This window comes from Shewanella sp. T24-MNA-CIBAN-0130 (assembly GCF_040310185.1).
Classification (GTDB): domain Bacteria; phylum Pseudomonadota; class Gammaproteobacteria; order Enterobacterales; family Shewanellaceae; genus Shewanella; species Shewanella psychromarinicola.
Genome location: NZ_JBEOPP010000001.1, coordinates 172,586 through 198,346, shown reverse-complemented (window position 1 = coordinate 198,346; position 25,761 = coordinate 172,586). Strand labels below are relative to the sequence as shown.

Genomic DNA, 25,761 nt, shown 5'->3' with positions numbered 1-25,761 from the left:
CAACCCTCCCTGTGTAGTTAGGTGTCTGGACTTTAGTGCAAACACTACAACTGTTTAAACGGCTGCTTCAGCTTAACGCCATTGTCGCTAACGCGTTTCACTCACTCTGGCACTCGCTCAGTCAGCGCTTGGTTTTGGATTTTAAGCTCAGCAACGCTGCCGGTGTCAGTTTGTTGTTTATGCTCTAAATAGTGTTTAGACATTTCAGATGCTGTCGTGCCGACAATAACAACGAATGCCAACAGATAATCGCGATAGCGTTGTCCGTCATTATTGGTTGTTAATATTCCCTGTTAAACCATCCTTGTTAATGATTACGGGTAAATCAGCCAGCCTTATCTCAAGCCGTCAAGGCTGGGATCACATCGATATAAACCAACTCTTATAAGCCAAAGACGACTTTTTCACTTTTAAGCGACTTTTCTAAACCTGCGGCTAATGCAATGGCAATGATCAGCGTGGTGATTGATGAAATAATTAGCTGCAGCATCGGAATTTCACGACCTTTGATAAAGTCCATTAAGGCTTGTTGCTGGCCCGATACGGGTAACCACTGCAATACATCTGGGGCGATGTTGTAACTGGCTGCAATTGATAGTGCCAGTGGCACAAACAGCACCATGGTTAAATATGACTGCGCCTCTTTAAAGGTTTTAGCCATAAACGACACATACAGTTGTAAGGTTGCGGCCATCAAGGCAACCGGGATCCCTACAATGAACATTAAGCCCATAAAGTCTTGGGTAATATTGACGGTAAAGCCTATTTCTTGCCACGGGACAAAGGCGTACGCCACTTTAGAGACTAATAAAATCAGGATTAAGCCAAGTAACGCAAAGCAGCTTACGGCAATGATTTTACTTATCACTAATTGGCGGGTGCTCATTGGGTGGCTGAGTAATAGTGCCAGTGAATTACGCTCACGCTCGCCGGCACTGGTGTCGATAGCAAGGTTCATGCCCGAGATGAACACCGAATACATCATGGTGAAAATGGCAATGCCTAAAATCATCCCGCCTTTAGAATCTGGGGTGGCTTGGTCTTCGACATTGATTTTGAGTGGTTGGGTAATACGTGGATTAATACCTCGTGCAATTAGCCGTATGCTACCCATTTCGGCGCTATAAGTTTGCAGCTGACGTTCTAGTCGGCGGATAGACTTTTGCAGCTTCTCATCTGAATTATCGGCGATTAATAACACTTCAGCTTGTTTGGCTTTGGCCATGTTGGTGGCGTAATCGTCGCTAATGGTTAAGGTGATTTTGTTGGCGTCTTCGCCTTCACCATGGTTAATGCCGTTATTGCTTAAGTAGCGTACTAAATCGGGTGCATTATCTGCGTTGTTTATATTGATGTTTAAATCTTCTGGGCTAGACAGTTGACCAATTAACACCATAAACATGCCACACATGAGCAGCGGGGTGCCAATGGCGTAATACAGCCCAGCCATTACCGAACGCTTGTCACGTGCGGCATCGACGAGTTCTTTGCGCACCATTGCGAGTATCATTTTCATTAAGCTGCAATTCCTTCGTCAGTACCGATAAGTTCGATAAATGCATCTTCTAGTGAGTCTTTGCCGGTTTGCTGACACAGTTCGTCAGGGCTGCCCATGGCGATCACTTTACCATTAGCCATCACGATGACGCGGTCACACAAGGCGGCGACTTCTTGCATTACATGGCTTGAAAACAGTACACAATGCCCTTCGGCTTTGAGTTGTAGCAAGATATCGCGCAATAGGCGGGTGTTCATCACATCGAGTCCACGAGTCGGCTCATCTAAAATAATGTTACTTGGTCTATGTACAATCGCTTGTGCTAAGGCGGTTTTCATCCGTTGACCTTGGGAAAAGCCCTTGCAGCGACGGTCGCTAATGTCTTCAAGCTTCAATTGTGCAATGACATTTGCGGTGGCTTGTTTAGCTTGTTTACGCGACATACCGCTCAGTTCGGCAAAAAAGCTAATGTATTCCCGTGGGGTAAGGCGCTCGTACAAACCAAAAGGGTCGGGGAATAAACCCAACTGCTTCTTGGCTCCAATCGGATCATCGGCTACATCAATATCATTTACCGTGGCAGTGCCTGAATCGGGTTTGAGCAATCCAAACAAGGTGCGTAAACAGGTGGTTTTACCGGCGCCATTTGGGCCGAGTAAGCCGGTGATCTGACCATTTTCGGCGCTAAAACTTAAATCATCTAATGCCTGAATATCGCCAATCTTTTTGGTTAAGTTTGCAACAGTAATCATGACTATTCCTTATCTGTAGCGATATTCGCTGGCGCCGTTGTGTCGAGATTGGTTTCGATGTCGGCTGGGTTGTCGGTAACCGGCAGTGCTTCTACAGTATTGGCGTTGAGGTAAAAACTGCGACGTACGTCTTTTTGTAAACATGCGCCATCGAGGTCTTTTACCGAACCTTGATCAACTAATTGGGCGACTAAATCATTACCACAGCTTTGACCAGCCACCCCGTGAGTCGCGTAGGGGGCAATCAAGTGCTTTGACTGAGTGAGTTTCTCTTGCGCTAAGGCGCCCCAATTGGGTGGCGTGGCGGGATCTAGTTCACCAGACAAGAGTAGGGTTGGTATGTCACTGTGGATGGGCTCGCTAAAGCTATCGTCAACCGTTGGCATCGGCCAAGCTTGGCAGGTTTTTTCTAACCCATCTAACATGCTGCTACTAATGTACGACTCTTTGGCATCTTTACGCATTTGTTCGCTAATGCGGTGAATGTCTTCGCCGCAAACTACCGATGCATGCATGCCCATGGCAATACCTGTGCTGTCGATGGTTAACGCGTAAATGCCTAATATCGATTGATAATTACCTTGTGCCGCTTGATGAATAGCATGGGGGAGTAGTGCGCGAATATTGGCCATGTACATTGCCATCCGAATAGCACCAGAAAACTTACCGCGGGTGAGTAGAAAGTCGCTAAGTTGATTAGTTTGTGGATCGCGCACCTGCTGATTAATCGGTGCGCTAGCCAACAGCTGGTCGACTTTATTGTATTCATCTGCCAAATCAGGAAACTGTTGCTGGCAAGCCGGTGTACTTTTACAGTCACGCCATAACACATTTAAGCCACGCTCTATTGAACTACCAATCGCGACAACACTCTGTTGCATTGGCACCACACCATCTAATGTCACTGTTAATAAGGCTTCTGGATAATGACGCATATAAAGCTGTGCCATGCGTGAACCATATGAAATGCCATAGAGATGCAGTTTTTGATAACCTAAAAATTGGCGTACCGCTTCGAAGTCTTTTAACGCTGAGTTACTGCCGTATTGAGTCACGTCGGCATCAATTTGAGCTAGGCACTTTTCAGTCATAGCAATGATATCCATATCATCATCATTCATACTGAGTATTGCTGTGGTGTCATCGTCACAAGATAGTATGTTCGATTGGCCTGTACCGCGTTGGTCGATGAGTAAAATATCACGCTGCTGGCGGACTTTTGACAACATACGATTAAAGCTGGCGGCATTTTCGATAGCCGATTGGCCTGGCCCACCCGCTATGGCGAGTAAAGCTTCATCCGGATAAGTGTTTTTAATCGCCGGCAAAATCGCAAAATGAATGTCGATTTGCTTACCGTCAGGTTGTTTGGGGTTTTCTGGCACACTCATTTTACCGCATTGTAATTGCTCGTCTAAACCGTCTAAGTAACAAGCTGTAGTTTTAGCGGGCGCAGTCTCATTGGCTTCCTGTGTGTCGGCATAGCTATAGTTGGCGAATAAAATAACAATGGCCACCGCGAGCCAACGGCTGGTAAGTGTTGCCGATTGGCATAACCCTGAGCGGCTAACCGGTTGAGCCAAGGCGGTGTTGACAAACTTCCTGTTGATCATCGGAATGTTTCCTTTTTGCATTTCATGGCGATTATGCTACCTTAGCATTTAGTGTATGAGTGTATCAATGCGTTAATACGGTTGTTAAAGGCGAATGCTAGAATTATTAAATGTTAACCCTAACAGTGGTGAACCCATCTATCGACAGTTGCACGATCAAATCGTGCGCTTAATTGTCGGCGGGCAGTTGCACCCTGAAGAGATTCTGCCTTCGGTGCGCCATCTTGCCGAGCATTTAGCGGTAAACCCAATGACAGTATCGCGAGCAATGCAGCAACTTGCTGAGCAAGGCTGGATTGAACGCCGTCGTGGTCAGCCATCGCGGATTGCCGCAAGAACGCCAGCTAATAATACCTCTGGCGGTAGTTTGTTGGCACCGCAATTAACCGCATTGGTTGAGCAAGCGCGACAATTAGGGGTCGATTATGACCAGTTACAGATTTTATTGGAACAATTTTGGAATAAAAACAGCGGTAATTAAGTCGATTTTGTTAACAACACCCTCAAGGAAGTCGACAATGGAACTTGAACAACAGCCCGTTTTACTGTTAATCATGTGAGCAAACTCTTTGCCACCAAAGACAAATCTACCGCGGTAACACTGTGTTGGTTGATCTGTCGATGACACTTCACCCTTGCACTGTGGTCAGATTATTCGGTTAAAATGGTGCCGGTCAGTCGACCCTTTATGCGCTGTGTCTTAGGCCTTGTTGGTATTGAGACCGAGGATATTTTAACTCTCGATTAAACACCTACAGCCCTGTCAATATAAGCAAAAGAACACATTAATTATTTGCCGCAACAGCCTTTTGGCTATGAAGGTTTCATCATAGATAAACGTAAAAACTACACCTAAACTCCAACCTTAACTGGGATAGAACACTCGAACAAGATTGACTGAAATATTTTGATTTTTATTTTGATTTAGATGTCACTCAAACGATGCAAAAATTGTCTGTTGCTCAGTGTCAATCAATGGCATTAACTATGGCATTAACTATGACATTAACTATGACAATGGCGTATCGCCCCACTTATAATTACTCGATGAGCCCATCCCGAGTCTTGACCCCGCTGCCAGACGCCAGCTTATAAACGACTTATTTGATCTTGTGCTTAATTCGGGGCTGCCGTGATATTTTTATTGGGTATCACCTCAGACTTAGCGCGCGTTGCTAGCCATGTTGCCTCGATCAAAAAAAGGTCAACGTGTGCTGGTGGATACCCAAGGCGAACCCGTTGCTAGAGCGGTTAGGGTATTGTTTATCGACATCCCATTGCTCGCCATAGGTGTTGGAGCCCTAGCCAGAGGTAAGCGAAAATTGTGGAAAAATGGCATCACCACAGCTTAATAAGTTGTCAATTTTTAGTATGAACGTGACTTCAAGCTCAAAAATAGAGCAAAAACTCATATGATTTTTAGTGGCTTAAGGTAGAATAGAAAAGCGGAACACTTGTAAGCTAAGAGGGCACTGTAATATGTCACTAGATCAATACCATGTCGTACGACTCATGCAACAGCAGAGCCAGTTATTAACTAATAACATTGCGCTTGAAGGCTTTGATATGCCCGCGCCGTGGCATACTGTGACCTGGAATGCATTCAATACTGTCACAGACTCAGTGGCACAGTTGTTAATTAAGTTTGGTTTACAAGTGCAAGATAAAGTGGTGATTTTAGCTCAAAACTGCCCACAGTGGACGTGTGCTGATATTGGTGCACTTAAAGCCCGCAATGTGGTGGTGCCTGTGTATCCAACCAGCACCATAGATCAAGCCGCATTCATTGTTAATGATGCCCAAGCAAAATTAATTTTTGCCGGTAACCAACAACAATATGACATGGCATGTGCCGTTGCCGCACAAGCAGACTGCGTAAAGCATATTGTGGTGTTTGACGCGAACGTGAGCCTAAATAGCGATAATCATGTTTATTTTGATCACTTGCTTACAACCCAATTTAATCCAAGCATTGCACAAGAGTTAGCAGCCAGACTCGACGCGGCAGATTTAAATGACTTATTCACGCTGATCTACACCTCGGGCACCACGGGTAATCCTAAAGGTGTGATGCTGGACTACCGTAATTTTGCTTCAATGATCAACCAACATGACAGTAAATTAGCGTTTACCCCTGGTGATGTGTCATTAGCTTTTTTACCGTTAAGCCATGTATTTGAACGTGGTTGGACCATGTACGTACTGTGTCGTGGCGGTCACAATGTGTATTTAAATGATACTAACCGCATTAAAGAAGCCCTTGTTGCGGTTAAACCACATACCTTATGTGTGGTGCCGCGATTTTTAGAAAAAATATACAGTGCAGTGCACGATAAAGTGGGCCAAGCCCCTAAAGCTCGACAAGCGCTATTTGCTTGGGCGATTAAAGTAGGCAAACGCCAATTTGAAGTCAGCCAAGGTCGAGCGTCAGGTAGTTTATGGTTAAGTGCCCAGTGGAAACTGGCCAACAAGCTGGTTTACCGCAAACTGCAGCAAGTGTTGGGTGGCCGTTTGAAGTTTATGCCAGTGGGCGGCGCGGCGTTAGACGTTAATGTCGGCGACTTTTTTCACAGCATTAGTGTGCCAGTGTTATGTGGTTATGGCATGACAGAAACCAGTGCCACGGTAACCTGTAACACCTTAGACAATCGCGTGCCGGGATCGAACGGTCAACCACTAGATGGCATGGAAATAAAGCTAGGCAAAGACGATGAAATTCTAGTGCGTGGCGACACGGTAATGCGCGGTTATTACAATCGCCCCGAAGATACTGCTGAAGCCTTTGAAGACGGCTGGTTAAAAACCGGCGATGCTGGCCGCATTGATGAGCAGGGTAATCTGTTTATGACCGATCGCATTAAAGAACTGATGAAAACTTCTAACGGCAAATACATTGCCCCACAGCGGGTTGAAGGTAAAGTGGGGTGTTGCCCGTTTATTGAGCAGGTGGCCATTATTGCCGATGCGCGTAATTACGTGTCAGCGCTTATTGTGCCAGCCTTTTCCGCCCTAGAATCTTGGGCCCATGCCCAAGGTATTTATGTTGAAAATCCGATTGATTTGTTGCGTCATTCACAAGTGGTCGCTCATTTTGAGCAGCGCTTAAAAGAGTTACAACATGAATTGGCCGGTTTTGAAAAAATTAAAAAATTCACCCTATTACATGAAGCCTTTTCAATGGAAGCCGGCTTAATCACCCCCACATTAAAGCTGCGCCGTAAAATGATCTACAGTAAATACCATAATGAAATTAATGCCATGTATGGGAAGTAATTAACCATCAATCTTTATACTAAAGGACGCATTAGCGTCCTTTTTAGTAATACTTAGTGATAATTGCCTGTATTTCCAGTAGCGGTACAATACCCTATTTTAAAATTAGGCAACGTAGAGGGAACTATGGAAATTATCACGGTAAATGGAAAGCCTGTTTTTAGATCTAACACTCAGTCGTTTTATGACAATCAATTTAGCCAAAAAGTGCTAGCTAATATCGATACAAAAACGCTGTTCAAAAAAATTGATGCTATACCGGGGCTTGCGGGTGCAGGAATCGTTTATATTGATAGCAAATATAACATTATTGAATTAAGAAAATTCGAACCTGTTTGCCAACTAAATCCTATTAAAATTGTGCTAAGGGAGCCTCCTCAATTAATGAGTCAGGCCGAGTTTGCCTCCCATTTAAAAGGTAGCCAGGGTAATATCCGTGAATCGAACTTGGTTGGTGAATTGGGAAATGCTGCTTGGAGTTGTGGGACTGCTGCGCTTGGGTGGATGGTTGTAATTGGTAGTATGGCTGCTATTCCATTAACCGGCGGGACAAGTAGTGCGATAACGTATTTAGCTGGAGCAGGCGCAACTGCTGGTCTTGTTCAATGTATTAATGGTGCGATGCGATCATATAATGCGTATGAAAATCCTGAAAAAAATGATAATTTAGACTCACAAGAATGGTATCAAAATGCCACTTCAGCTGTGGATTTAGTATCACTTGCAGGTGCTGGGGCTGCTGCTTTAGGTACAATAAAAGCAATAAAAATGATGCAGTTGGGTACAAGTAAGAATACCTATGAAATCTTAAAAGGGTTATCCCGTGCTGAAAAAAAGAGATTAAATCGTGAAATTACCCGTCTTAATTTACCTGGTGCTTCAGGTAAATTAATAAAATCTATGGCTCGAAAAGGCAACATAAAAAAATATACAGGTAAACAAATTACCCATGCATTTCGTTTACATTTAATGGATGCCGTTGGAGCTTCAATGAGCATTTCTGGTAGCCTATTCAATGGAACAATTGGAACAATGGCTATTGGGATATATGAAGAGCTAGCTGATTGATGAAAAGACAAACTAAAAAGAAAAGTGATGACGATATTGTCGGATTATTTCCACCTATGAAGTCCATAGCGGCTTTTTTAGCTGCGACACTATCCATGATACTTTCCATCGCACTGTTAAATCTGCTCATTTTTGATTTTTATTTCGAGATAAAAATAGAGCATGTGTTGATGTATTTATTCACTACTACCATTATTTTCAGCGGTGTGAACTTTGCAGTTGTGAGAGGATCTTTCTTCGCCGTAAAAGTCTTACAATGGTATTTCTGTATTTTATTTATTATATTTTTGCCAACAGTGTTTTTAATCGTAGAAAAGGTAACATTTATTTATGCATATCTGTTAGCCGTTGTTTTTTTGCTCATGTCACTCTACTTGTTACAGAGTAAATACTATCAAAGTTTTGTAGAGTATCAGTTTGATGCCTTAGAAGACATTAAGGAGGTTCGTGCTGAAATCGCTGCAGAAAGAGCTAAACATGGAAATAAGTTCTAATTGTTTGGCTTTAGAGTGACAATATTTTAAGCCGAGATTTGATGACATTTGTGCCTGTTTAGTTGATTTTGGCCATTATAGATGGGCACGATACCCAACCGATAAAATAATTTTATTTAATTTTTTAAGATGATTACTGTTTTCTCCCCTAACATACCCCCCATAATTCCTTCGCAATAAAGACTTTTTTAATGACCTCGAGTGAGATGTGTCGTTAGAATGAGTTAATGGCGTTTGTTCATCGAGCAAAACGTCAATGGACTCAACATAATAATAAAGGAATTTTTGTGGCAGATACCCAATTTAGCATGATTTTGAAACCGCGTTTTTGTGAAACCGACGCATTAGGGCATATTAACAACACAGTGATCCCGGTGTGGTTTGAAGCCGCGCGCGAGCCGATTTTTGAAATCGTTCATCCAGGCCAAGATTTAACTACGTGGAATATGATTATTGCCGGCTTTACCATTGCTTTTAGTGCGCCCACTTATTACGGCGAGGAAGTGACGATAAAAACCCACATTAGCCGTTTAGGTAATAGCAGCTTTGATGTATTGCAAAGCTGCTGGCAGCAGGGTAAAAAAACTGCCGAAGCAACTACGACCATGGTGCACTACAATTACCAAACAGAAAAAAGTCAGCCGCTTGCTGAACATGTGCGTCAGCAATTGGCAGCATTAACCGGTGTAGTTTAAGGTGTCAGCGCAAAAAATTGACCACATAACTACAGCGGGTACTGATGTTAAGACCTTCTGTTTTAGCCCATGCCAGCCCAGTGCGAACTGATTTTTCGGCAATACCTTGGCGGCGTAATGTTAGCGGTACCAAGGCACGGTAAAAATCGATATTTTGATCATCTAGGTGATATTCAAGCATGGCTTCAACACCTTGGGTGACGACCACAAAACGATGTTGCTCGGGCAGGAGTTGTATGTGCTGTTGTTCATATTGATCTTCATATCGCTATTCATGTTGTTTTAGGGCTTGAAGTAATTCTGGGGTTAACTCAGATTTTTTGCCAGTTTTAAAGTTAAACATAACCACTTTAGCCCAGCCGATGGTAGTAACGGCTTGTTGTGCCTTGCTGAACACGGTGTAATGCATGACAAAGCGCTCTTTATGAATATCACTTATCTTGACTCCGACAACGATTGAGTCAGGAAAGGTCACTGGGCGCTTAAAGCGGGCATTGGTTTCACTAAGTACTGGGCCAACACCAGTGGATTTAAGATCGCCAAGTAGGTTGATTTGATTAAAAAAATCGAGACGAGCTGTTTCAAAGTACTTAAAATACACCGAGTTATTAACGTGTTGCAGTGCATCCATGTCACCCCATGCTACTTGAATATCAGTGCTAATAGAGTGTTGTGCTAAAAAGTCATTCATGGCGGTTCTCTGTTATGGATTATAAATTAAACGCTTGTTTAAATGAGCAGCGTTAATCTATCAGCCATACAGGTGATCAACAAGAGTCAATTTAAGCAGATAATACCGACATACAGGTCATTACACTTATGAGGATTTAACTTTGCAAAAGCTGGCTTTTTTAACTCAGTCACGTTCATGGCTATCGTCATGTGAAGCGGTGTTATCGGCACGCATTGCCGTTTTACAAAATCAACTGAGTTTGCCGCAAAAGCTATATTTTGTGGCGATAGTATTATTGTTTACCACCGATTCGGTGGTGTGGGTCGCAATGATCAGTGTGATAGCCATGTCGATTGAATTCTGGCATTTGTTTGAACGTATGTGGCACAGTTTGGCGGGCAAAGCGGTGTTGTTATTGTTTTACGCCATCGTGGCCAACTTTGCCTTGGCTAGCTCAAGTTCAGTCGTCAATGATGTGGTGGGCGTGGCCGCCAGCAATTTTAATTACACCCATAACTTTGCCATTTTGCTCTATTTACCCGCATGGAGCGTGGTAATGAGCTGCATTGTGTTGCTAATGTTACAGTTGATTTTCCCATTAATGTTCACCGTTTCTTTTTTGCTGCGTCCATTGGGGGTAAAAAACTTTCGGTTAATTAACCATCTGCATTTTCATCGCTGTACCTTTTGGGTGCGGGTTATTCTAGCAGCGGTGTTGTTGTACCACTTAGCCATGCTGATGGATTTGTATGGTCAGTTTGAAAAGGCCTTAGACGATCCGCAAATGGTGACGTTAGTCGAAGCAGAAACCGAATTCGATGACGATGTCTTTACCATAGTGAAAGCCCCGTCCGTTGAGAAAGAAGCCGATGAATCTCCAATGGTCATGACGGCTGATGAGATAGTTCACGAACAAGAATTAGCTGCAATAGATGAGATAGCCAAGCAGCCTTATAATCATTTACGTAGCCAGTACTTTACCGGCGTACGTAAAGCGATTGCGTTGTTTGCGTTTCAGTTGGAAGCTAATGTTAAATCGCGTTGTAAAAAGTTACCTCAGTCGCATGTGGTCGAGCTGAATGATTACGAAATCCTCGAGATAACACCTGATATAAAGGCAGAGTATGGCTATCATTTTGAAGTAAAAAAATGCATTTCTCCTGCTTTTCCTCTTTAGCAGACGAGGTGAATAAAAAAAACGACCTAAAAAGGTCGTTTTTTTATCGCTAATGAAAAAGCATTAATCGAAGGATAATTCACTAAAGCTACTGATTTTTTTGCACTTTGCTTGACGTTGGTCGGCAAAACGGATCATTTGGCACGTGATCATGCCTGCAGCTTCTGCGGCTTTGAGTTCTTCTGCTACATCAGATACAAATAAGATCTGTTTTGGCTTCAAGCTAATCGTATTGCAAATATTGCAGTAGGCTTGTTTGTCTAATTTATTACCTGTACGGGTATCAAAATGGCCATTGAAATAATGGGTTAAATCACCTGAGTTAGTATGGCTAAAAAGCAGTTTTTGCGCTTCAGCTGAGGCAGATGAAAAGCTATATATACGAATGCCTTTATCTTTAATCCGTTCAATGCTGTCAATAAAGTCTGGATAAATATGACCGGTAAACTCAACGCGGTTATAACCCTGTTTCCAGATGAGTCCTTGCAGGGTTTTCAGTGGCGTAACTTTACGGTCTTCGTCAATCCATTGTTGTAAAATCTCGATAACTCGTTCGAGTGATGCATCTGGTTCTAGGGCGATATCTTTAACATCGCTAATGCAATAATCAACTAATACGTTATGTTGATTTTGCTCAAGAAAATCAGCCATACCCTTTCTTGAGTAAGGAAATAACACATCCTGAATAAAGTTAAGATCGGTAGTGGTACCGGCGGTATCAACGATGATAGCTCTAATACTCATAAGATTTGTTACTCCAAAACAATTAATTAACTTAATGATGATCCTATGCTTTATTGGCGATTAAGGCTAGTGCTATTGATGATATAACATTCTTGTTAGCTGACTATTAGTACAAGATGTGAGCTGGGTTTAGGTAATGCTAAATTGCCTTGAGTGATGTGGTCTGGTAGCTTCAGGGATAACTTAACTGTCACGTTTCACAAGGAAGAAACCATGCTTACAATAGGGATAAAACGTTATTTAAAATGGTCGAGATTATGGGCTCAAAGCCTGTCTATATGCACGTTATTATTAAGTTTTTTTCACATAGGTGTAGTGTCTTCCACAGAAATATTGCCACTGCAGACTACTGAAATACTAAGTGTGAAGTCCGCATTATTTAGCCAGCAAGCCGATTTTTTGGTGACCTTACCAAACAGTTATACCAAGCAAACCGATAAGCGTTACGTGGTGTTATTTGACTTACATCCACGTAGCCATTTGTATTTAGCGGGCATGCACGACTGGATGAGCCATAATGGTGGCTGGCCGTGGTTAGAAACCATTATTGTTACCGCGCCCGACGGCCACCAAGGCTTGGGGAAGTTAAAACAGCGTGCCATTGAGCGACAAGGCGATCAAGGACTACTGGACTTTTTTGAGCAAGATTTACTGCCCGCAATTGATAAACGCTATCGCACCAATGGCTTTCGTATTTTTAACGGCTTTACTGGTAATGCAGGTTTAGTGCTATACAGCTTAATTAATCGTCCTAGCTTATTTAATGCCTATATTGCTGCCAGCCCAGTGTTATCTTCAGACTTTGCTTATGTGCTAAATGATGCGCCTAAAAAGCTCAAAAATATGCAAGGCAAACCAAGATTTCTATTTGTTAGCACCAGTGATAGCGACTTTGAGCAAAGGCAGCTTGATTCGTTTGCTAAGCTGGAAGATATGATTCAAACCAATGCCAACAGTAAATTGAACTATCAAATAAAGCGTTTTGACGGCAGCTATTATATGACTCAACCTATCTTGGCGACGGCGTTGGGCATAGAGATGATATTTAATGATGTTCACACTGTTTTGGCGGCTGATTCAGAGGTATCGCGACAGGGGGCTCAAGCAATTCTAGCCTATTATAAACGCTTATCTGATGAGGTTTATGGCTTTGATTTGCCAGCAATTGATTCGTTGTTAGCCTTAGGTAATAGCTTAGTTGAAGCAGCGCCAGAGCAAGCGATCGGGGTTTATCAAGATACGCTGAAAGCCTACCCTAAAGCGCATTCGGCCTACCATGAGTTAGCCAGTGTTTATGCCGCCACAGGTGAAATGAGTGAGGCTATCGAAGCTGAACAACAAGCGTTAGCGAGTACCGACCATCCGTTCTATCAAAATAAATACACTAAGCAATTAGCAGCGTTTCAAAATTAAGCATTTCAAACTAAGCGTGTCAAAACCAAGCTAAACCAAACTAAACCAAACTAGAAAAAAGATAAATGACAATAAAGCCACAGCACGAGTATTCGTCCTGTGGCTTTACTGTCTAACCTGCTTAAATAATATTATTCTGAGCTGAGATTACTACTTCGAGCTTAGGTTGATTACGCAGCAGTTTCGCTGGCTAACCACTGATTGATTTTTTGCTCCATTAAATCAAGTGGCAAAGCGCCATTTTCAAGTAGACGATCGTGGAACACTTTAATATCAAACTTGTCTCCTAACACTTGTTTGGCTTTTTTGCGGAGTTCGAGAATCTTTAATTCTCCCAACTTATAGCCTAGTGCTTGGCCTGGCCAGACGGCGTAACGTTCAATCTCGCCAGTGGCTTCAGACAAATGAATGCCTTCGGTAGCAATAGCATAATCAATGGCTTGCTCGCGGCTCCAACCTTTGGCATGCATACCAGTATCAACCACTAACCGAACTGCACGATGCAGTTCAGATTGGAGGCGACCAATGTTATCGATAGGGTCATTAGCGTAAATGCCCATTTCGGCAGCTAAACGCTCGGCGTATAAGGCCCAACCTTCACCAGCGGCATTAGAGTAAAAGACTGTGCTCATCAGGGGGAGTTCATCAGATAAGCCAATTATGGTTTGTAAATGATGACCTGGATTGGTTTCGTGGTAGGTCAAGGTTTGCAATGAATAAGAGGGAAGTGATGCGGTGTCATACAAGCTGATCCAGAAGGTGCCTTTGCGCGAACCGTCTTGTGAGGGGGCATCGTAGAACGCGCCGCTAGTAGAGGCTGCGCGGCTGGCTGGTACGGCTGCAATAGCCACATCTTGATTGGGTAATAGGCCAAACCAGTCTGGTAATTTTGCGTTAACTAAGGCCAGGTCAGCATCAATATCTGCCATCAGCTTTTGTTTACCTTCAGGCGTGTTGGGATAAAGGTACTGCGGGTCGTTGAGTAGCACTTGCATGCGCTCACCCACGGAGCCGTCAACATAACCGACTTCTTTAAGTAATCCGTCCATTTCAGTGCTGATCCGCGCCACTTCAGTTAACCCTAGTTGATGAATATCATCGGCGGTTCTGTTTGAGTTACCTAAATGCTGAATAAGTGCCTTATACAGTTTAGCGCCTTGGGGTAAACGACCTATTCCGGCGTCATGGGTCGCTTTTGGGCGCACGGCTTCTAATGCCATAATAAGTTGACGGGTGGCGGCATAGTATTTGGTATCGACTAATTCGGCGGCAGAGCTTACCAAAGCAGCGCTATCTGCCATTTTGGCGGCGTTAAGTTTAGCGTTAAAGCTGGTGACTAAAGGATGCATGTTTGCTGGGCCACTGATCTGTGATCTTAAGCCGCGTAGAGTATTATCAATAACAAAGTCCGGTGGAATGACGCCCATGGCAACGTCGTGGTTGAGTTTGTCAACCAGAGTGCCCATAGCCGCAGGGTAAATGTTCAAACGAGTTAAATAGGCATTGGCTTCGGCCGTATTGGTCACCGCAAACTTGTCTTCCATATAGCCGGGGAACTCAATTTGCAAACCCGACAAGTGGTTAACCGCATAGGGTAGAAACCACACCCCATACTCGCCCAGGACATTGCCATAATTAACAATTTGAGCGGGTAATAATGCACCTTTTACTTCCGAGATTATTGCGTTTAAGCTAATTTTATCGGATGAACTTAAGCTTGCTGCATCAATATCGTTGAGCTGGCCTAGTATTGCTTTAAGGCCTTGGCGGCGATGGGTTTCACCTCTAGGGCTGTAGTCGGTGAGTTTAGACATGACATTGGCATCGATACTGGCATCACTCACGCCATAGTAGGTGGCAATTTCGGGCCTTAGTAGGAAATAGTCTTTAGTGATCGATTTTACTTGCTGCTTAAGACTGAGCTTGGTGGCTGAGCTATCTGTTTGGGAGCTTGCAGCGTTTGAGTTATTGTCCGCGGTGGTAGAGTCGGAGCAAGCGGTGGCTAGCAGGCTTATGATTAAGACATGGAAAAATTTTTTCATTGATTACTCATTAAGTTAATCGCGGCATTCAAGTAGGAATATGACGACATCCTAACAGTTATAACGGTTACGTTGTTGCAGTTTTTATGTCCATTTTATTGAAAGATGTGGGGGTAAATTTGACGATGACGTTTAAATATGGTCTAACTTAACTAGACATTGACATGAAAAGGAGAGAGGTATGTTAGGTGAAAGCCATGCGCTATTAGTTGATTTTCCTGAGTATCAAAATAAGATTTTATTGTTAACCGCGAGTGATACTGAGTTTGTAGAAGATGCGAAGCAGTATCATAAATTAGATACTGAAATTCGTAAGCTGGAGTTACGAAACTCTCCAACAAGCGATGACTTTATGCATCAAGCCAAGCTTGACCGAACAGTACTCAAAGACAAGCTTTACCAGCAGATTTCTCAAGCTTAATTCGTTTATTCAGCATTTTTTCTGGCTATGTCACCACTTAGGTTGTGATGACATGGTCAATTTTTGCTGCTATCTCAGCTATATTCTTATTCTTATTTTTATGGCCTGCGGCCACTAAGGTCGTGGCGCTTCGCCCACACCAGCTTTTTCAAACTTCGTTTGAATTAAGATCGCAAGGTTCCACCCTGCACTGGCCAAAAGGGGATCAACAGCAATCCCCTCTTGGATCACCCCTGCCGTTCCGGCAACATTTTCAAACAGCGAAAAGGTCGCGACGGAAATTGATCCAGCTTTTAACTTCATTTGAATCCTGCTTCGGCCTTATTCGAAAATGCTAACGCTTCCGATGGGGCGTCCCTTCCCCTCGAAAGCTAGCTGGCCGTCCATGGCCAGCTCACGTCATTTTCTTCAACGCCCTCAATGTGATTGAATCCTGATGGTTTAAGTCTGCTCACGCATTATTTTGTCGGTTGTCTTAAGCAGTCTACATGTAAAGGCAACGTGAATAGATTTAATTGCTTTACACCAAAGAGATAGCAAATGTAGGATGAAATTAATTAATCAGCTTTAAAATAACTCATGGAGTATTGCGTTGAATCGGAATCAAAGAGTAGAGCTAGCATTTGAGTTTATGCTCGCTAAGGAGAAAGCTGGAGAAGCTTTCACAATGACTGAATTGGCAGAGGCATCAGGCTGGGCAATAAGTAGTTGTCAAACATATCCAACTAAAAGATGGCACCAATTCGTTCAAAGAGACGGTAGCCAATATACTTCTACGGGGCTCATCTATTTAAGCAAGGCTGAATTTAGTCTTATACATTCACAAAATTTGCAAGATCCAAACAACCTTTCGCCAAAAAGTATTTTGCTTCACAAAGCTAGAGAGTTCGCTTTACTGGCTGTATCGACGTACAACAATCCTTATACGGAATTTAAAACATATGGCTTTATAGTTAATATCGTCATTGCTTACACAGCTTTGTTTCATGCTATTTTTGAGAAAAAAGAACAAAATTATTTTCATCTTGATGAAGAAGGAAATCCAATAATAATTGATGGTGAAGAAAAAGCATGGGAGTTGTATCGTTGCTGTAACGAATATTGGCGTGGCGAGGATAACCCTGAAACCAAAAATTTAAATTTTCTTATTGGACTCAGAAATAAGATTGAACATAGAAGTTTACCAGCAGTTGATCTCGCAACTAGCGGTGAATGCCAATCTGCACTTAATAATTTTGAGAATCTTCTAGTTGAAGAGTTTGGTGATAGTCATGCATTAATGGCTAGGTTAGCGATTGCTATGCAATTAACCCGAACTTCAGAACAAGCTCAACTCGATGCTTTAAAACAATTTCAAACCGAAAATTACCGTGTTGTGCGTGAGTACATGGAAACATATAAAAACGATTTATCTGATGACGTATTGGAAAGCCAGAAATATAGAATAAGGGCTTTTTTAGTCCCCAAGCTCGGAAATCATGCAAAATCAGCTGACTTAGCTATTGAGTTTATTAACGTTAATAAACTCAATGATAATGAAATGGAAAACTATGAGCGAGGCGTAGCTTTTATTAAAGGTATAGAGTCTCCATTTAAGTTAAAACCAGGCAAAGTTGTTACTATCGTTAAAGAGAAAATAAAAGACTTTAATCCTACGTTACATACTAAATGTTGGAAGTATTATAATGCGAGACCTCGTGAAATGGTAATCACCTTCAAAGGAGAATATGCAGCTTATTCTGAAGGTTTTGACGGTTACTTATATTCACGTCGATGGGCAGAATTTCTTATTAGACAACTAAGCAATAAGGATGAGATTGCAAGGGTGCGCAGGCAAGCCATTTAACATATATGAGCCTCCTGCTAGTCAAAAGGTGAGCTTCGTCTTGCCGTTAGACAACCATGAAGTTAAATCGAAGAGAGTAGAATCACAGGTGCAGATGAGTCAGCGAGTATCCAAAACATGGATGTTTTGGCTAAGCCCACATGGATGTGCTTGCGGCGTCTCGCTTAATCATCTGCACGTAGCCTGCGGCAGGCAATTAGTGACAATGAAGTGACGATTCAAATTAAGCTAAACCAATACCAAGTAAGTTCGACGAATTACGGTGAGTATGTCAAAGGCTTGTGGTTAACTAGTTTAAGCTTGCTCTTACATCTGCAATTATGATGAACAGTTTGTTTTCTGCGTCTTGAAAGGCCTGAAATCCATAGCGTTCATAGAAGTGTTTTGCGCCATCTTTTGCGTCAACTTTGGCGTCAACAATGACCACTGGGAATGCTACGCTATCACTCGCTGCTAACAGTTTTCGGAGTGCATCAATAAGTAACCACTCGCCAAAGCCTTGGCCTTTATAGCGCTCATCAATTGCTAAGCGGGCTATAAGGCCGCCAGAGGTGGATGATTGATACTTGTTGTGTAGCTTATTCGGCAAAGCCTTCAAGTCAATCGTCGTCATTGTTAATGTATAAAAGCCGATGATATGCGAGTTATCGTTATCATCTTCTAAAACGAAAGTTCTGCTGTTGTCTTTCTTGGCTTGCTGACTCGCCATGACTTTCAGGTAGTTATTAAGCGCTTCAATACCACAGTTAAATCGGTTTCTATCGTGTTTAGCTTTATCAAGCAGTACCGTATTCATGATTGGGTTTTGCTTTCGTAACGTTCAGCAGCCTCGTTGAGTTTTGAGTTTGGTGTTGCAGGACTGTCTAGCGCTTCCATAAGCAAGATTGCATCTGTTTGATTAAGTTTTAGCGTTTGTTCACGTTCTATCACTTGTTTGGCTTTTTCGATTGCCGCACTCAGAATAAATGAGTTAATGCTCGACATGCCAGCGATCGCTGCTGCCTTAGCCAGTAAATCTTGGGTGTCGACATCAACTCTAGCGGTGATGCGAGGTAAAGTCGTCGTCATAATGTAATCTCCAGTTGTGCCAAAATGTCACATGAGTATTGTGAACTTAAATTGTTCAAAAATCAATCTGGGTGTCACTTTGGCACACGGGCTAATAAGGTGTTCAAGACTCATTGCACTTATCTTGCTTACCAATAAGCCATGCTCAACATTGTTTACTCTTTTGCAAACACTTTGCGTCCATCAACCCAGGTGGCGATGACTTTGTTTTGCCAGATTTTTTGTGGGTTTATTGCAAAGTAATCATCTTCGACCAAAATAAAGTCTGCTTTTTTGCCGGGTTCTAATGTGCCTAAGAGCTTCTCTTGATGGCCTGCGTAGGCGGCGTCGATGGTGAAGCTTTTGAATGCTTCAATGCGTGAGAGTTTTTCAGTGGCGAGCCAGCCGCCCAGTGGTTTGTTTATATGATCTTGGCGAGTTACGGAGGCATGCAAACCGAAAAATGGATTGGGAGATTCGATGGGGAAGTCGGAACCATTGGCGATGACGGCGTTGGCGTTTAACAGTTTGCGCCACGCATAAGCTCCGGCTAGGCGGGCTTTGCCTAAGCGGTTTTCAGCCATGTTCTTATCGCTGGTGGCATGGGTTGCTTGAATAGAGGCAATCACCCCAAGTTTAGAAAAACGCGGTATATCGGCTAAATCGAGAACTTGTGCGTGTTCAATGCGGTGACGCAATGCTTTTGAGTCTGTTGCTGCAATGGCGGTTTGGTATTTATCGAGTACCACTTGGTTGGCGTTGTCGCCAATGGCGTGGGTGTTGACCTGAAATCCGGCTTTCATCGACTGTAAAATAAGTTTACCTAATTGCTCGTCTGAATAAAGCAGTAGACCGTTATGGCCTGGCTGATCTGAGTATTCTTTTATCAATGCGGCGCCGCGGCTGCCAAGCGCGCCGTCGGCAGAGATTTTTACGCTATCGACTTTAAACATGTCGTCAGCCGTGGTGATAAAACCTTGTTTTAATATGCTATCAAAGCGGGGGGCTTCTACCGACAACATGCCATTGACGCGCAAGCTCATGGCCTTTTTTGCGGCTAATTGCTGATAGGCGTTGATGTTGTTAATGCTGATCCCAGCGTCGTGAACGCTGGTGAGTCCATATGACGCCAAACTGTCCATCGCTAGGATTAAAGTCGATTCAAGTTGTTGCGGGTTAAGTTCAGGGATGACGTTAAACACTAAGCTCATCGCATTATCGATAAGCACACCAGTAGGATTACCTTGGTCGTCTTTAACAATTTCACCGCCTTCTGGTGCCACTGTGGTTGACGAAATGCCCGCGAGTGCTAACGCCTTGCTGTTAACCCAAATAGCATGACCATCGACTCTGCCAAATGACACTGGATTAGCGCTAAAGGCTTTATCTAGGCTTTCTTTATTCGGAAACTGCTTACTATCCCATAATTCTTGGTTCCAGCCGCGGCCCATTAACCAGCCATCGGTTGGATTTTTGCTGTTGAATGCTTGTGCGCGTGCAACGGCATCTTGCTCGCTACCGGTATTGGTTAAATCGGCGGTTAATAAACTCAATCCGTAACCCAGCACATGACCGTGGGCATCGATTAAGCCTGGGAGTAAGGTTTTACCTTGGCCATCAATTGAGGTGATATCTGTCGCTGTCGGTAAGGTTTGGTTTAAGGTAAATAGTCGATCAATTTTATCATCGGTAAATTGAATCGCATTAAAGGTCTGTAATTTTCCATTAACCAGTGTGTAGCCATTAACGTGATGCACCAAGGTTGTCTGTGCCATGCTGCTGGCGCTTAACCCTGCAAAACCTAATGCAACCGATAGCGCTAAATACCCTTTTTTCATCTTATTATCCCTTTTCATGCGACTATTTATTCAGCACTTATTAAATGTTAAATAATAGTTAATGGCAAGAGCTGTCACTAAGCAAGAATAGGATTTAAGCTGATTTTGATGCGCAGCGTTAATGCTGTTGGAGATAGATGCTGGTTTTATCAATCGCCCAGCAAAATGCTGGGCGATGTTTTTTTCGACTTTTATTTAGACTGAGACTTATATTTAGACCGAAATATTTAGTTAAATTTAGCCAATATGCTGGCGAGTTCAATAACATCCAGTACCTTGTAATCTGGTTGTGCTGCTAGCGGGAACAACACTTTACCTTGGCGACGAATAAAGGCGGTTTGTAAGCCGGCTTTATCTGCACCGGCAATATCCCAGCCGTGTGCAGCAACCATTAACGCTTCATCTGCATTAACGCCTAAATCTTTAATGGCCCATTGGTAAGTTTTTAAATACGGCTTAAATACCCCAACAGATTCTATGCTTAAGTTGGCATCAAAATACTGGCTTAAATGAGCGTTTTTAAGCTGTAAGGTTACGCCTTCTAATGAGGAGTTAGTTAAGGTCACTAGTTTGTAGCCTTGGGCCTTCAATTTAGCTAAGCCTTCGGCAACATCTGGATGAGCAGGTAATGAACGCAGTGGCGTTAGTATCGCAGTTTTAGCTTGTTCTGGTGTGATGGCAATGCCGTTGATTTCGGCGACCATTTGCAGTGACGCAACGCCAATACTGCCAAACGTTTGGTAATCACCTGTCGCTGAAACAACCAAAGAATGGTGCAGCATGGTTGAGAACCATAATGGCAGTAAATCTTCACGGCCATTAAGTGCTTTACCCACAGAGGCGCGCATATTTTCAAGATCTAACAAGGTTTCATTAACATCAAAAATAATCACTTTAGGCTTAGTTAATGGGGGTTGCACCGCAGTATTTGCTGGATCTTTAGCAAAAGCGCTACTGGTATTAAGCATAAAAAAAGCAGTGGCAAGCGATAATAAAATACGGATTTTCATAAAACCTCTGACAATGTAATGTTGGTTGAAAAGAATTTATCGAGTCTTCATCTCACTGTTGTTGTCAGTGATACTGACATTAACAAGTTGAACGATTGTTCATTAATATAGTCAGCCTAAATGAAACTGACCTTAAAATCACGGTTTTATTGTCACGTTTACTAATAATATTCGTTCCGTATTTCGAGATGACGCCAATAACAAGGTCACGAGTGATAACGTATTAGCACTCGTGACGATAAAATAAACAAAGTGTTTTGGCTTTAGTGGCGGGTGAGTTTAATGATACAAATTGAGTACTATGACTTAATTGGGTAAGGCAACCACTTGACCCTTTTTCACTACGGTTTTACAAGGGGTAACTCCATAAGCATAAGCTAGTTGTGCTGGGGTGGTAATGTCCCATAAACAAAAATCAGCTTGCATACCTATGGCAAGGTGACCGACTTTTGCTTCGAGGCCTAAGGCTTTAGCGGCATTAATGGTTACGCCTTGTAAGGCTTCTTCAGGGGTAAGTTTGAATAGCGTGCAGGCCATATTAAGCATTAATAAGGTTGAGCAAATAGGCGATGACCCAGGATTAAAATCGCTGGCAATCACCATTGGCACCTTGTATTGACGCAATAAATCAATTGGCGGTAATTGGGTTTCGCGTAAAAAGTAAAATGCCCCAGGTAGCAAGGTTGCGCAGGTACCGCTTTCGCTAATGGCTTTAACCCCCGCTTCGTCTAAAAACTCAATATGATCAACCGACTTAGCCCCTAGTTTAGCGGCTAACGCACTGCCGCCTATATTGGATAATTGCTCGGCATGCAGTTTAAACTGTAATCCTGCTTGTTTGGCTGCGATTAATATCCGCTCCGTTTGCTCAAGGTCAAAGGCGATATTTTCACAAAATACATCCACAGCATCAGCAAGGTTTTCAGCAATCACCGCGGGGAGCATGTCATTAATCACTAAGTCGACATACTCGTTGGCACGGTCTTTATATTCAGGTGGAATGGCATGAGCGCCTAAAAACGTGGTGCAAACATCAATGTGGTGATGTTCGCCGAGTTCTCGTGCTACGCGGAGTAACTTAAGCTCGGTTTCGGTGTTTAAGCCGTAGCCGGATTTAATTTCAACCGTGGTGACGCCTTCTCTGGCTAAGGCGTTTAAGCGTTGTCGACCCAGTTCAAACAGTTCGACATCGTCTGCATCGCGACATGCGTTAACGGTCGAGATAATACCGCCGCCAGCACGGGCGATATCTTGATAAGTTGCGCCTAGTAAACGTTGTTCAAACTCATCGGTGCGATTTCCGGCAAACACTAAGTGGGTGTGTGCATCGATAAGCCCGGGCGTTATCCAGCCTCCTTTACCTCGGTAAACCGGCGTTGCCAGTACATCAAATTCAGGTAGCTCACTGCGCGGACCAACCCAGGCTATTTTGCTATCTTTTACTGCGATAGCCGCTTGAGTTATCGCACCGTAAGCCCGTTGAACACTCGGGTCCATGGTTGCAATATTGACATCAATCCACACCTGATCCCACGACATAAAAACCTCTGAAAATGAGTTATTAACCAATCGCTAAACAATACTTGTTTTAACTTGTATATACAAGGTAGGATGACTGATGTGTTTTTAAACAGCAATGACATAATTGTCTACAAAACCGAGAGCTGCTGACATGGCCCAAGCAAAGTTTGCCCAAATAAAACAATTTATTTTGTCGCGTATTGAGACGGGCGAATGGCAAGAGAACGATCGCGTGCCGTCTGAAAACCAATTGGCCGAGATATTTTTTTGCAGCCGCATGACCGCAAGACGTGCCTTGACTGAGCTGGTGGAGTCGGGTGTGTTAGAGCGCACCCAAGGCATAGGCACTTTTGTGGCAGGATTTAAATCGCAATCGTCATTACTGACTATTCGTAATATTGCCGACGAGATAAAAGACCGCGGTCATGGATACAGTGTCAAACAGCTCGAATTGAAACAAATCGATGCTACGACCGCTGTGGCTAATGCCCTAGGGCTAGAGGTTGGCAGTCCAGTATTTTACTCGGTGTTAGTGCATTGCGAACAAGGCTTGCCACTGCAAGTTGAAGAGCGCTTTGTTAACCCACAGCTTGTGCCTGATTACCTGCAACAAGACTTTATTATACATACTCCCCATGAATATTTATCGGCCGTGGCGCCACTGACAGAAGCTCGGCATACCGTTGAAGCCATTATGGCTAACGAGCTGTTACAGCAACGTTTGGCTATTGCGGCGACTGAACCTTGTTTACAAATTTTACGTCGTACCTGGTCACGCCAAGGTGTGGTCAGTTTTGCACGCTTAGTGCATCCGGGCAGTAAGTTTAAATTAACCTCAGCTTTGGTTAAGAGATGATACGAATAAGTATCACTTTAAACCTTAGCTGACAGTCATAACAATAAGACATAAACCAACAAGACCAATAAAAAAACCAAACCTAAGATAGTCGGTTGAAGAGGATAATATGGATAAACGACATGACCCAAGCCGTCGCATAATTGCGCCGCACGGTACTCAATTACAGTGTAAAAGCTGGTTAACCGAAGCGGCAATGCGGATGTTAATGAATAACCTCCACCCAGATGTTGCCGAGCGCCCAGAAGACTTAGTGGTGTACGGTGGTATTGGTCGCGCCGCGCGCGATTGGCAAAGTTATGACAAAATTATTGAGGTGCTAAAGCGTCTTGAAGATGATGAAACCTTGTTGGTGCAATCGGGTAAACCCGTTGGGGTGTTTACCACCCACACTAATGCGCCGCGAGTGATTATTGCTAACTCAAACCTAGTACCACATTGGGCTAATTGGGAGCATTTTAACGAACTGGATAAAAAAGGCTTGGCGATGTACGGCCAAATGACGGCGGGCTCGTGGATTTATATTGGTTCGCAAGGCATTGTTCAAGGCACTTACGAAACCTTTGTGGCTATGGCTAAACAGCACTTTAATGGTTCATCAGCCGGTAAGTGGATTTTAACCGGTGGCTTAGGTGGCATGGGCGGCGCACAACCATTGGCTGGCACCATGGCGGGTTATTCAGTCTTAACCTGTGAAGTGGATGAAACGCGTATCGATTTTCGCTTACGCACCGGTTATGTCGACAAAAAAGCCACTTCATTAAACCAAGCCTTAGCGATGATTGATGAAGCGAATCAAAGCGGCAAGCCTGTTTCGGTAGGCTTACTCGGCAATGCCGCAGATGTGTTTACTGAGTTAGTGACTCGCGGTATTACCCCCGATGTGGTCACCGACCAAACCTCGGCGCACGATCCCTTAAACGGCTATTTACCCCAAGGCTGGACCTTAGAATACGCAGCTAAAATGCGTAAAACGGATGAGGCTGCAGTGGTGAAAGCCGCTAAACAGTCAATGGCGGTTCAAGTTAGAGCCATGTTGGCATTGCAGGCAGCGGGCGCGGCAACCACGGATTATGGCAATAATATTCGTCAAATGGCCTTTGAAGAAGGCGTGGCGAATGCGTTTGATTTCCCCGGATTTGTGCCAGCCTATGTGCGGCCGTTATTTTGTGAAGGCATAGGCCCATTCCGTTGGGTCGCCTTGTCGGGCGATCCTGAAGATATCTACAAAACAGATGCCAAAGTCAAACAGCTGATCCCTGATAATCCGCAGTTACATAATTGGTTAGATATGGCGCGTGAGCGTATTGCGTTTCAAGGTTTGCCTGCACGTATTTGCTGGGTCGGCTTAAAAGATCGCGCTCGTTTGGCGTTAGCCTTTAATGAAATGGTTAAAAACGGTGAGTTAGCGGCACCGATTGTGATTGGTCGTGATCATTTAGATTCTGGCTCAGTTGCCAGTCCAAATCGTGAAACTGAAGCCATGTTAGATGGTTCAGATGCGGTGTCAGATTGGCCATTAATGAACGCTTTACTCAATACGGCCAGTGGTGCTACTTGGGTATCGCTGCATCATGGTGGCGGCGTTGGCATGGGCTTTAGTCAACATTCTGGGGTGGTGATCGTGGCCGATGGCACTGATGAGGCTGCCGTGAGATTAGGCCGAGTATTGTGGAACGACCCCGCTACTGGGGTAATGCGTCATGCAGACGCTGGCTATGAGATTGCAAAAAATTGTGCCAAAGAGCAAGGCTTAGACCTGCCGATGTTAGGAGCGTAA

The 25,761-nt window shown here is 43.6% G+C and carries 26 protein-coding genes; 12 read left to right on the top strand and 14 right to left on the bottom strand.

The features are described from left to right. Positions 1 to 101: 101 nt before the first annotated feature. From AAEZ02_RS00830 to AAEZ02_RS00815, 4 genes are all read right to left on the bottom strand, one after another. Positions 102 to 242, bottom strand: a complete 141-nt coding sequence (locus AAEZ02_RS00830) for a hypothetical protein (RefSeq protein ID WP_164839420.1) — start codon at positions 240 to 242, stop codon at positions 102 to 104. Positions 243 to 382: 140 nt separating this feature from the next. Next, on the bottom strand, positions 383 to 1,516 hold the full coding sequence (locus AAEZ02_RS00825) for an ABC transporter permease (protein WP_124012881.1): 1,134 nt from the start codon (positions 1,514 to 1,516) through the stop codon (positions 383 to 385). Beyond that, positions 1,516 to 2,250 carry an ABC transporter ATP-binding protein gene (locus AAEZ02_RS00820; protein WP_101033385.1) on the bottom strand — a complete coding sequence of 245 codons (735 nt, stop codon included), beginning with the start codon at positions 2,248 to 2,250 and terminating at the stop codon, positions 1,516 to 1,518. The genes AAEZ02_RS00825 and AAEZ02_RS00820 overlap by 1 nt, the downstream gene beginning before the upstream one ends. Before the next feature lie 2 nt (positions 2,251 to 2,252). Beyond that, on the bottom strand, positions 2,253 to 3,863 hold the full coding sequence (locus AAEZ02_RS00815) for an alpha/beta hydrolase (RefSeq protein WP_124012880.1): 1,611 nt from the start codon (positions 3,861 to 3,863) through the stop codon (positions 2,253 to 2,255). Between the two features lie 94 nt (positions 3,864 to 3,957). On the opposite strand from AAEZ02_RS00815, the gene AAEZ02_RS00810 reads away from it, so the two are divergent. The 6 genes from AAEZ02_RS00810 to AAEZ02_RS00785 all read left to right on the top strand — a co-directional run bounded on the left by AAEZ02_RS00810 (position 3,958) and on the right by AAEZ02_RS00785 (position 9,393). Next, a complete protein-coding gene (locus AAEZ02_RS00810; protein WP_124012879.1) occupies positions 3,958 to 4,344 on the top strand; it encodes a GntR family transcriptional regulator in 387 nt (128 codons plus the stop codon). 700 nt (positions 4,345 to 5,044) lie between these two features. After that, the gene (locus AAEZ02_RS00805; protein WP_351121589.1) at positions 5,045 to 5,215 is read left to right on the top strand and encodes a hypothetical protein; all 171 of its coding nucleotides are present in this window, start codon (positions 5,045 to 5,047) and stop codon (positions 5,213 to 5,215) included. A gap of 127 nt (positions 5,216 to 5,342) precedes the next feature. Further along, a complete protein-coding gene (locus tag AAEZ02_RS00800) occupies positions 5,343 to 7,136 on the top strand; it encodes an AMP-dependent synthetase/ligase (RefSeq protein WP_124012878.1) in 1,794 nt (597 codons plus the stop codon). Between the two features lie 126 nt (positions 7,137 to 7,262). Next, positions 7,263 to 8,204: an Ssp4 family T6SS effector gene (ssp4, locus tag AAEZ02_RS00795; protein ID WP_124012877.1), complete on the top strand. Its 942-nt coding sequence runs from the start codon at positions 7,263 to 7,265 to the stop codon at positions 8,202 to 8,204. Beyond that, entirely contained in the window at positions 8,204 to 8,698 is a 495-nt protein-coding gene (locus tag AAEZ02_RS00790; protein WP_124012876.1) for a hypothetical protein, read from the top strand. Before ssp4 ends, AAEZ02_RS00790 begins: the two co-directional genes overlap by 1 nt. 308 nt (positions 8,699 to 9,006) lie before the next feature. Next, a complete protein-coding gene (locus tag AAEZ02_RS00785) occupies positions 9,007 to 9,393 on the top strand; it encodes an acyl-CoA thioesterase (RefSeq protein WP_372491486.1) in 387 nt (128 codons plus the stop codon). Positions 9,394 to 9,397: 4 nt separating this feature from the next. Here the strand turns inward: AAEZ02_RS00785 and AAEZ02_RS00780 are convergent, their stop codons facing one another. Next, positions 9,398 to 9,601, bottom strand: a complete 204-nt coding sequence (locus AAEZ02_RS00780; protein WP_267898632.1) for an N-acetyltransferase — start codon at positions 9,599 to 9,601, stop codon at positions 9,398 to 9,400. A 60-nt stretch (positions 9,602 to 9,661) separates the two neighbouring features. Continuing rightward, entirely contained in the window at positions 9,662 to 10,084 is a 423-nt protein-coding gene (locus AAEZ02_RS00775) for an acyl-CoA thioesterase (RefSeq protein ID WP_101033379.1), read from the bottom strand. A 142-nt stretch (positions 10,085 to 10,226) separates the two neighbouring features. Here AAEZ02_RS00775 and AAEZ02_RS00770 point away from each other — a divergent pair, with 142 nt between their 5' ends. Beyond that, positions 10,227 to 11,243 carry a hypothetical protein gene (locus tag AAEZ02_RS00770; protein WP_124012873.1) on the top strand — a complete coding sequence of 339 codons (1,017 nt, stop codon included), beginning with the start codon at positions 10,227 to 10,229 and terminating at the stop codon, positions 11,241 to 11,243. A 63-nt stretch (positions 11,244 to 11,306) separates the two neighbouring features. On the opposite strand, the gene mtnC is transcribed toward AAEZ02_RS00770, so the two are convergent. After that, on the bottom strand, positions 11,307 to 11,987 hold the full coding sequence (mtnC, locus tag AAEZ02_RS00765; protein WP_124012872.1) for an acireductone synthase: 681 nt from the start codon (positions 11,985 to 11,987) through the stop codon (positions 11,307 to 11,309). Positions 11,988 to 12,200: 213 nt separating this feature from the next. Here mtnC and AAEZ02_RS00760 point away from each other — a divergent pair, with 213 nt between their 5' ends. After that, complete coding sequence (locus AAEZ02_RS00760; RefSeq protein ID WP_351075408.1) at positions 12,201 to 13,400, top strand: alpha/beta hydrolase-fold protein; 1,200 nt, start codon at positions 12,201 to 12,203, stop codon at positions 13,398 to 13,400. A 170-nt stretch (positions 13,401 to 13,570) separates the two neighbouring features. On the opposite strand, the gene AAEZ02_RS00755 is transcribed toward AAEZ02_RS00760, so the two are convergent. Continuing rightward, a complete protein-coding gene (locus AAEZ02_RS00755; RefSeq protein WP_351075410.1) occupies positions 13,571 to 15,442 on the bottom strand; it encodes a DUF885 domain-containing protein in 1,872 nt (623 codons plus the stop codon). Between the two features lie 181 nt (positions 15,443 to 15,623). Between AAEZ02_RS00755 and AAEZ02_RS00750 the strand changes: the two genes are divergently transcribed. Continuing rightward, on the top strand, positions 15,624 to 15,863 hold the full coding sequence (locus AAEZ02_RS00750) for an HP1242/YdcH family protein (protein ID WP_101033374.1): 240 nt from the start codon (positions 15,624 to 15,626) through the stop codon (positions 15,861 to 15,863). A gap of 114 nt (positions 15,864 to 15,977) precedes the next feature. On the opposite strand, the gene AAEZ02_RS00745 is transcribed toward AAEZ02_RS00750, so the two are convergent. Then, positions 15,978 to 16,166: a hypothetical protein gene (locus AAEZ02_RS00745; protein WP_124012869.1), complete on the bottom strand. Its 189-nt coding sequence runs from the start codon at positions 16,164 to 16,166 to the stop codon at positions 15,978 to 15,980. A 289-nt stretch (positions 16,167 to 16,455) separates the two neighbouring features. Here AAEZ02_RS00745 and AAEZ02_RS00740 point away from each other — a divergent pair, with 289 nt between their 5' ends. Next, positions 16,456 to 17,709, top strand: a complete 1,254-nt coding sequence (locus AAEZ02_RS00740; RefSeq protein ID WP_124012868.1) for a DUF3644 domain-containing protein — start codon at positions 16,456 to 16,458, stop codon at positions 17,707 to 17,709. 289 nt (positions 17,710 to 17,998) lie between these two features. Here AAEZ02_RS00740 and AAEZ02_RS00735 read toward each other — a convergent pair whose 3' ends face one another. The 5 genes from AAEZ02_RS00735 to hutI form a co-directional block, all read right to left on the bottom strand. Next, positions 17,999 to 18,508, bottom strand: a complete 510-nt coding sequence (locus AAEZ02_RS00735; protein WP_124012867.1) for a GNAT family N-acetyltransferase — start codon at positions 18,506 to 18,508, stop codon at positions 17,999 to 18,001. Beyond that, positions 18,502 to 18,777 (bottom strand): type II toxin-antitoxin system TacA family antitoxin, encoded by a 276-nt coding sequence (locus AAEZ02_RS00730; RefSeq protein WP_351121585.1) that lies wholly within the window; start codon positions 18,775 to 18,777, stop codon positions 18,502 to 18,504. The genes AAEZ02_RS00735 and AAEZ02_RS00730 overlap by 7 nt, the downstream gene beginning before the upstream one ends. 155 nt (positions 18,778 to 18,932) lie before the next feature. After that, positions 18,933 to 20,594: an amidohydrolase gene (locus AAEZ02_RS00725; protein ID WP_351121582.1), complete on the bottom strand. Its 1,662-nt coding sequence runs from the start codon at positions 20,592 to 20,594 to the stop codon at positions 18,933 to 18,935. A 227-nt stretch (positions 20,595 to 20,821) separates the two neighbouring features. Beyond that, positions 20,822 to 21,598, bottom strand: a complete 777-nt coding sequence (locus AAEZ02_RS00720) for a haloacid dehalogenase type II (protein ID WP_372491509.1) — start codon at positions 21,596 to 21,598, stop codon at positions 20,822 to 20,824. A gap of 312 nt (positions 21,599 to 21,910) precedes the next feature. Then, positions 21,911 to 23,143 (bottom strand): imidazolonepropionase, encoded by a 1,233-nt coding sequence (gene hutI, locus AAEZ02_RS00715; protein ID WP_124012863.1) that lies wholly within the window; start codon positions 23,141 to 23,143, stop codon positions 21,911 to 21,913. Positions 23,144 to 23,276: 133 nt separating this feature from the next. On the opposite strand from hutI, the gene hutC reads away from it, so the two are divergent. Continuing rightward, positions 23,277 to 23,981, top strand: coding sequence for a histidine utilization transcriptional repressor HutC (gene hutC, locus AAEZ02_RS00710; RefSeq protein ID WP_101033367.1), 705 nt, complete (start codon positions 23,277 to 23,279; stop codon positions 23,979 to 23,981). 109 nt (positions 23,982 to 24,090) lie between these two features. Next, positions 24,091 to 25,761, top strand: coding sequence for a urocanate hydratase (hutU, locus tag AAEZ02_RS00705; RefSeq protein ID WP_124012862.1), 1,671 nt, complete (start codon positions 24,091 to 24,093; stop codon positions 25,759 to 25,761).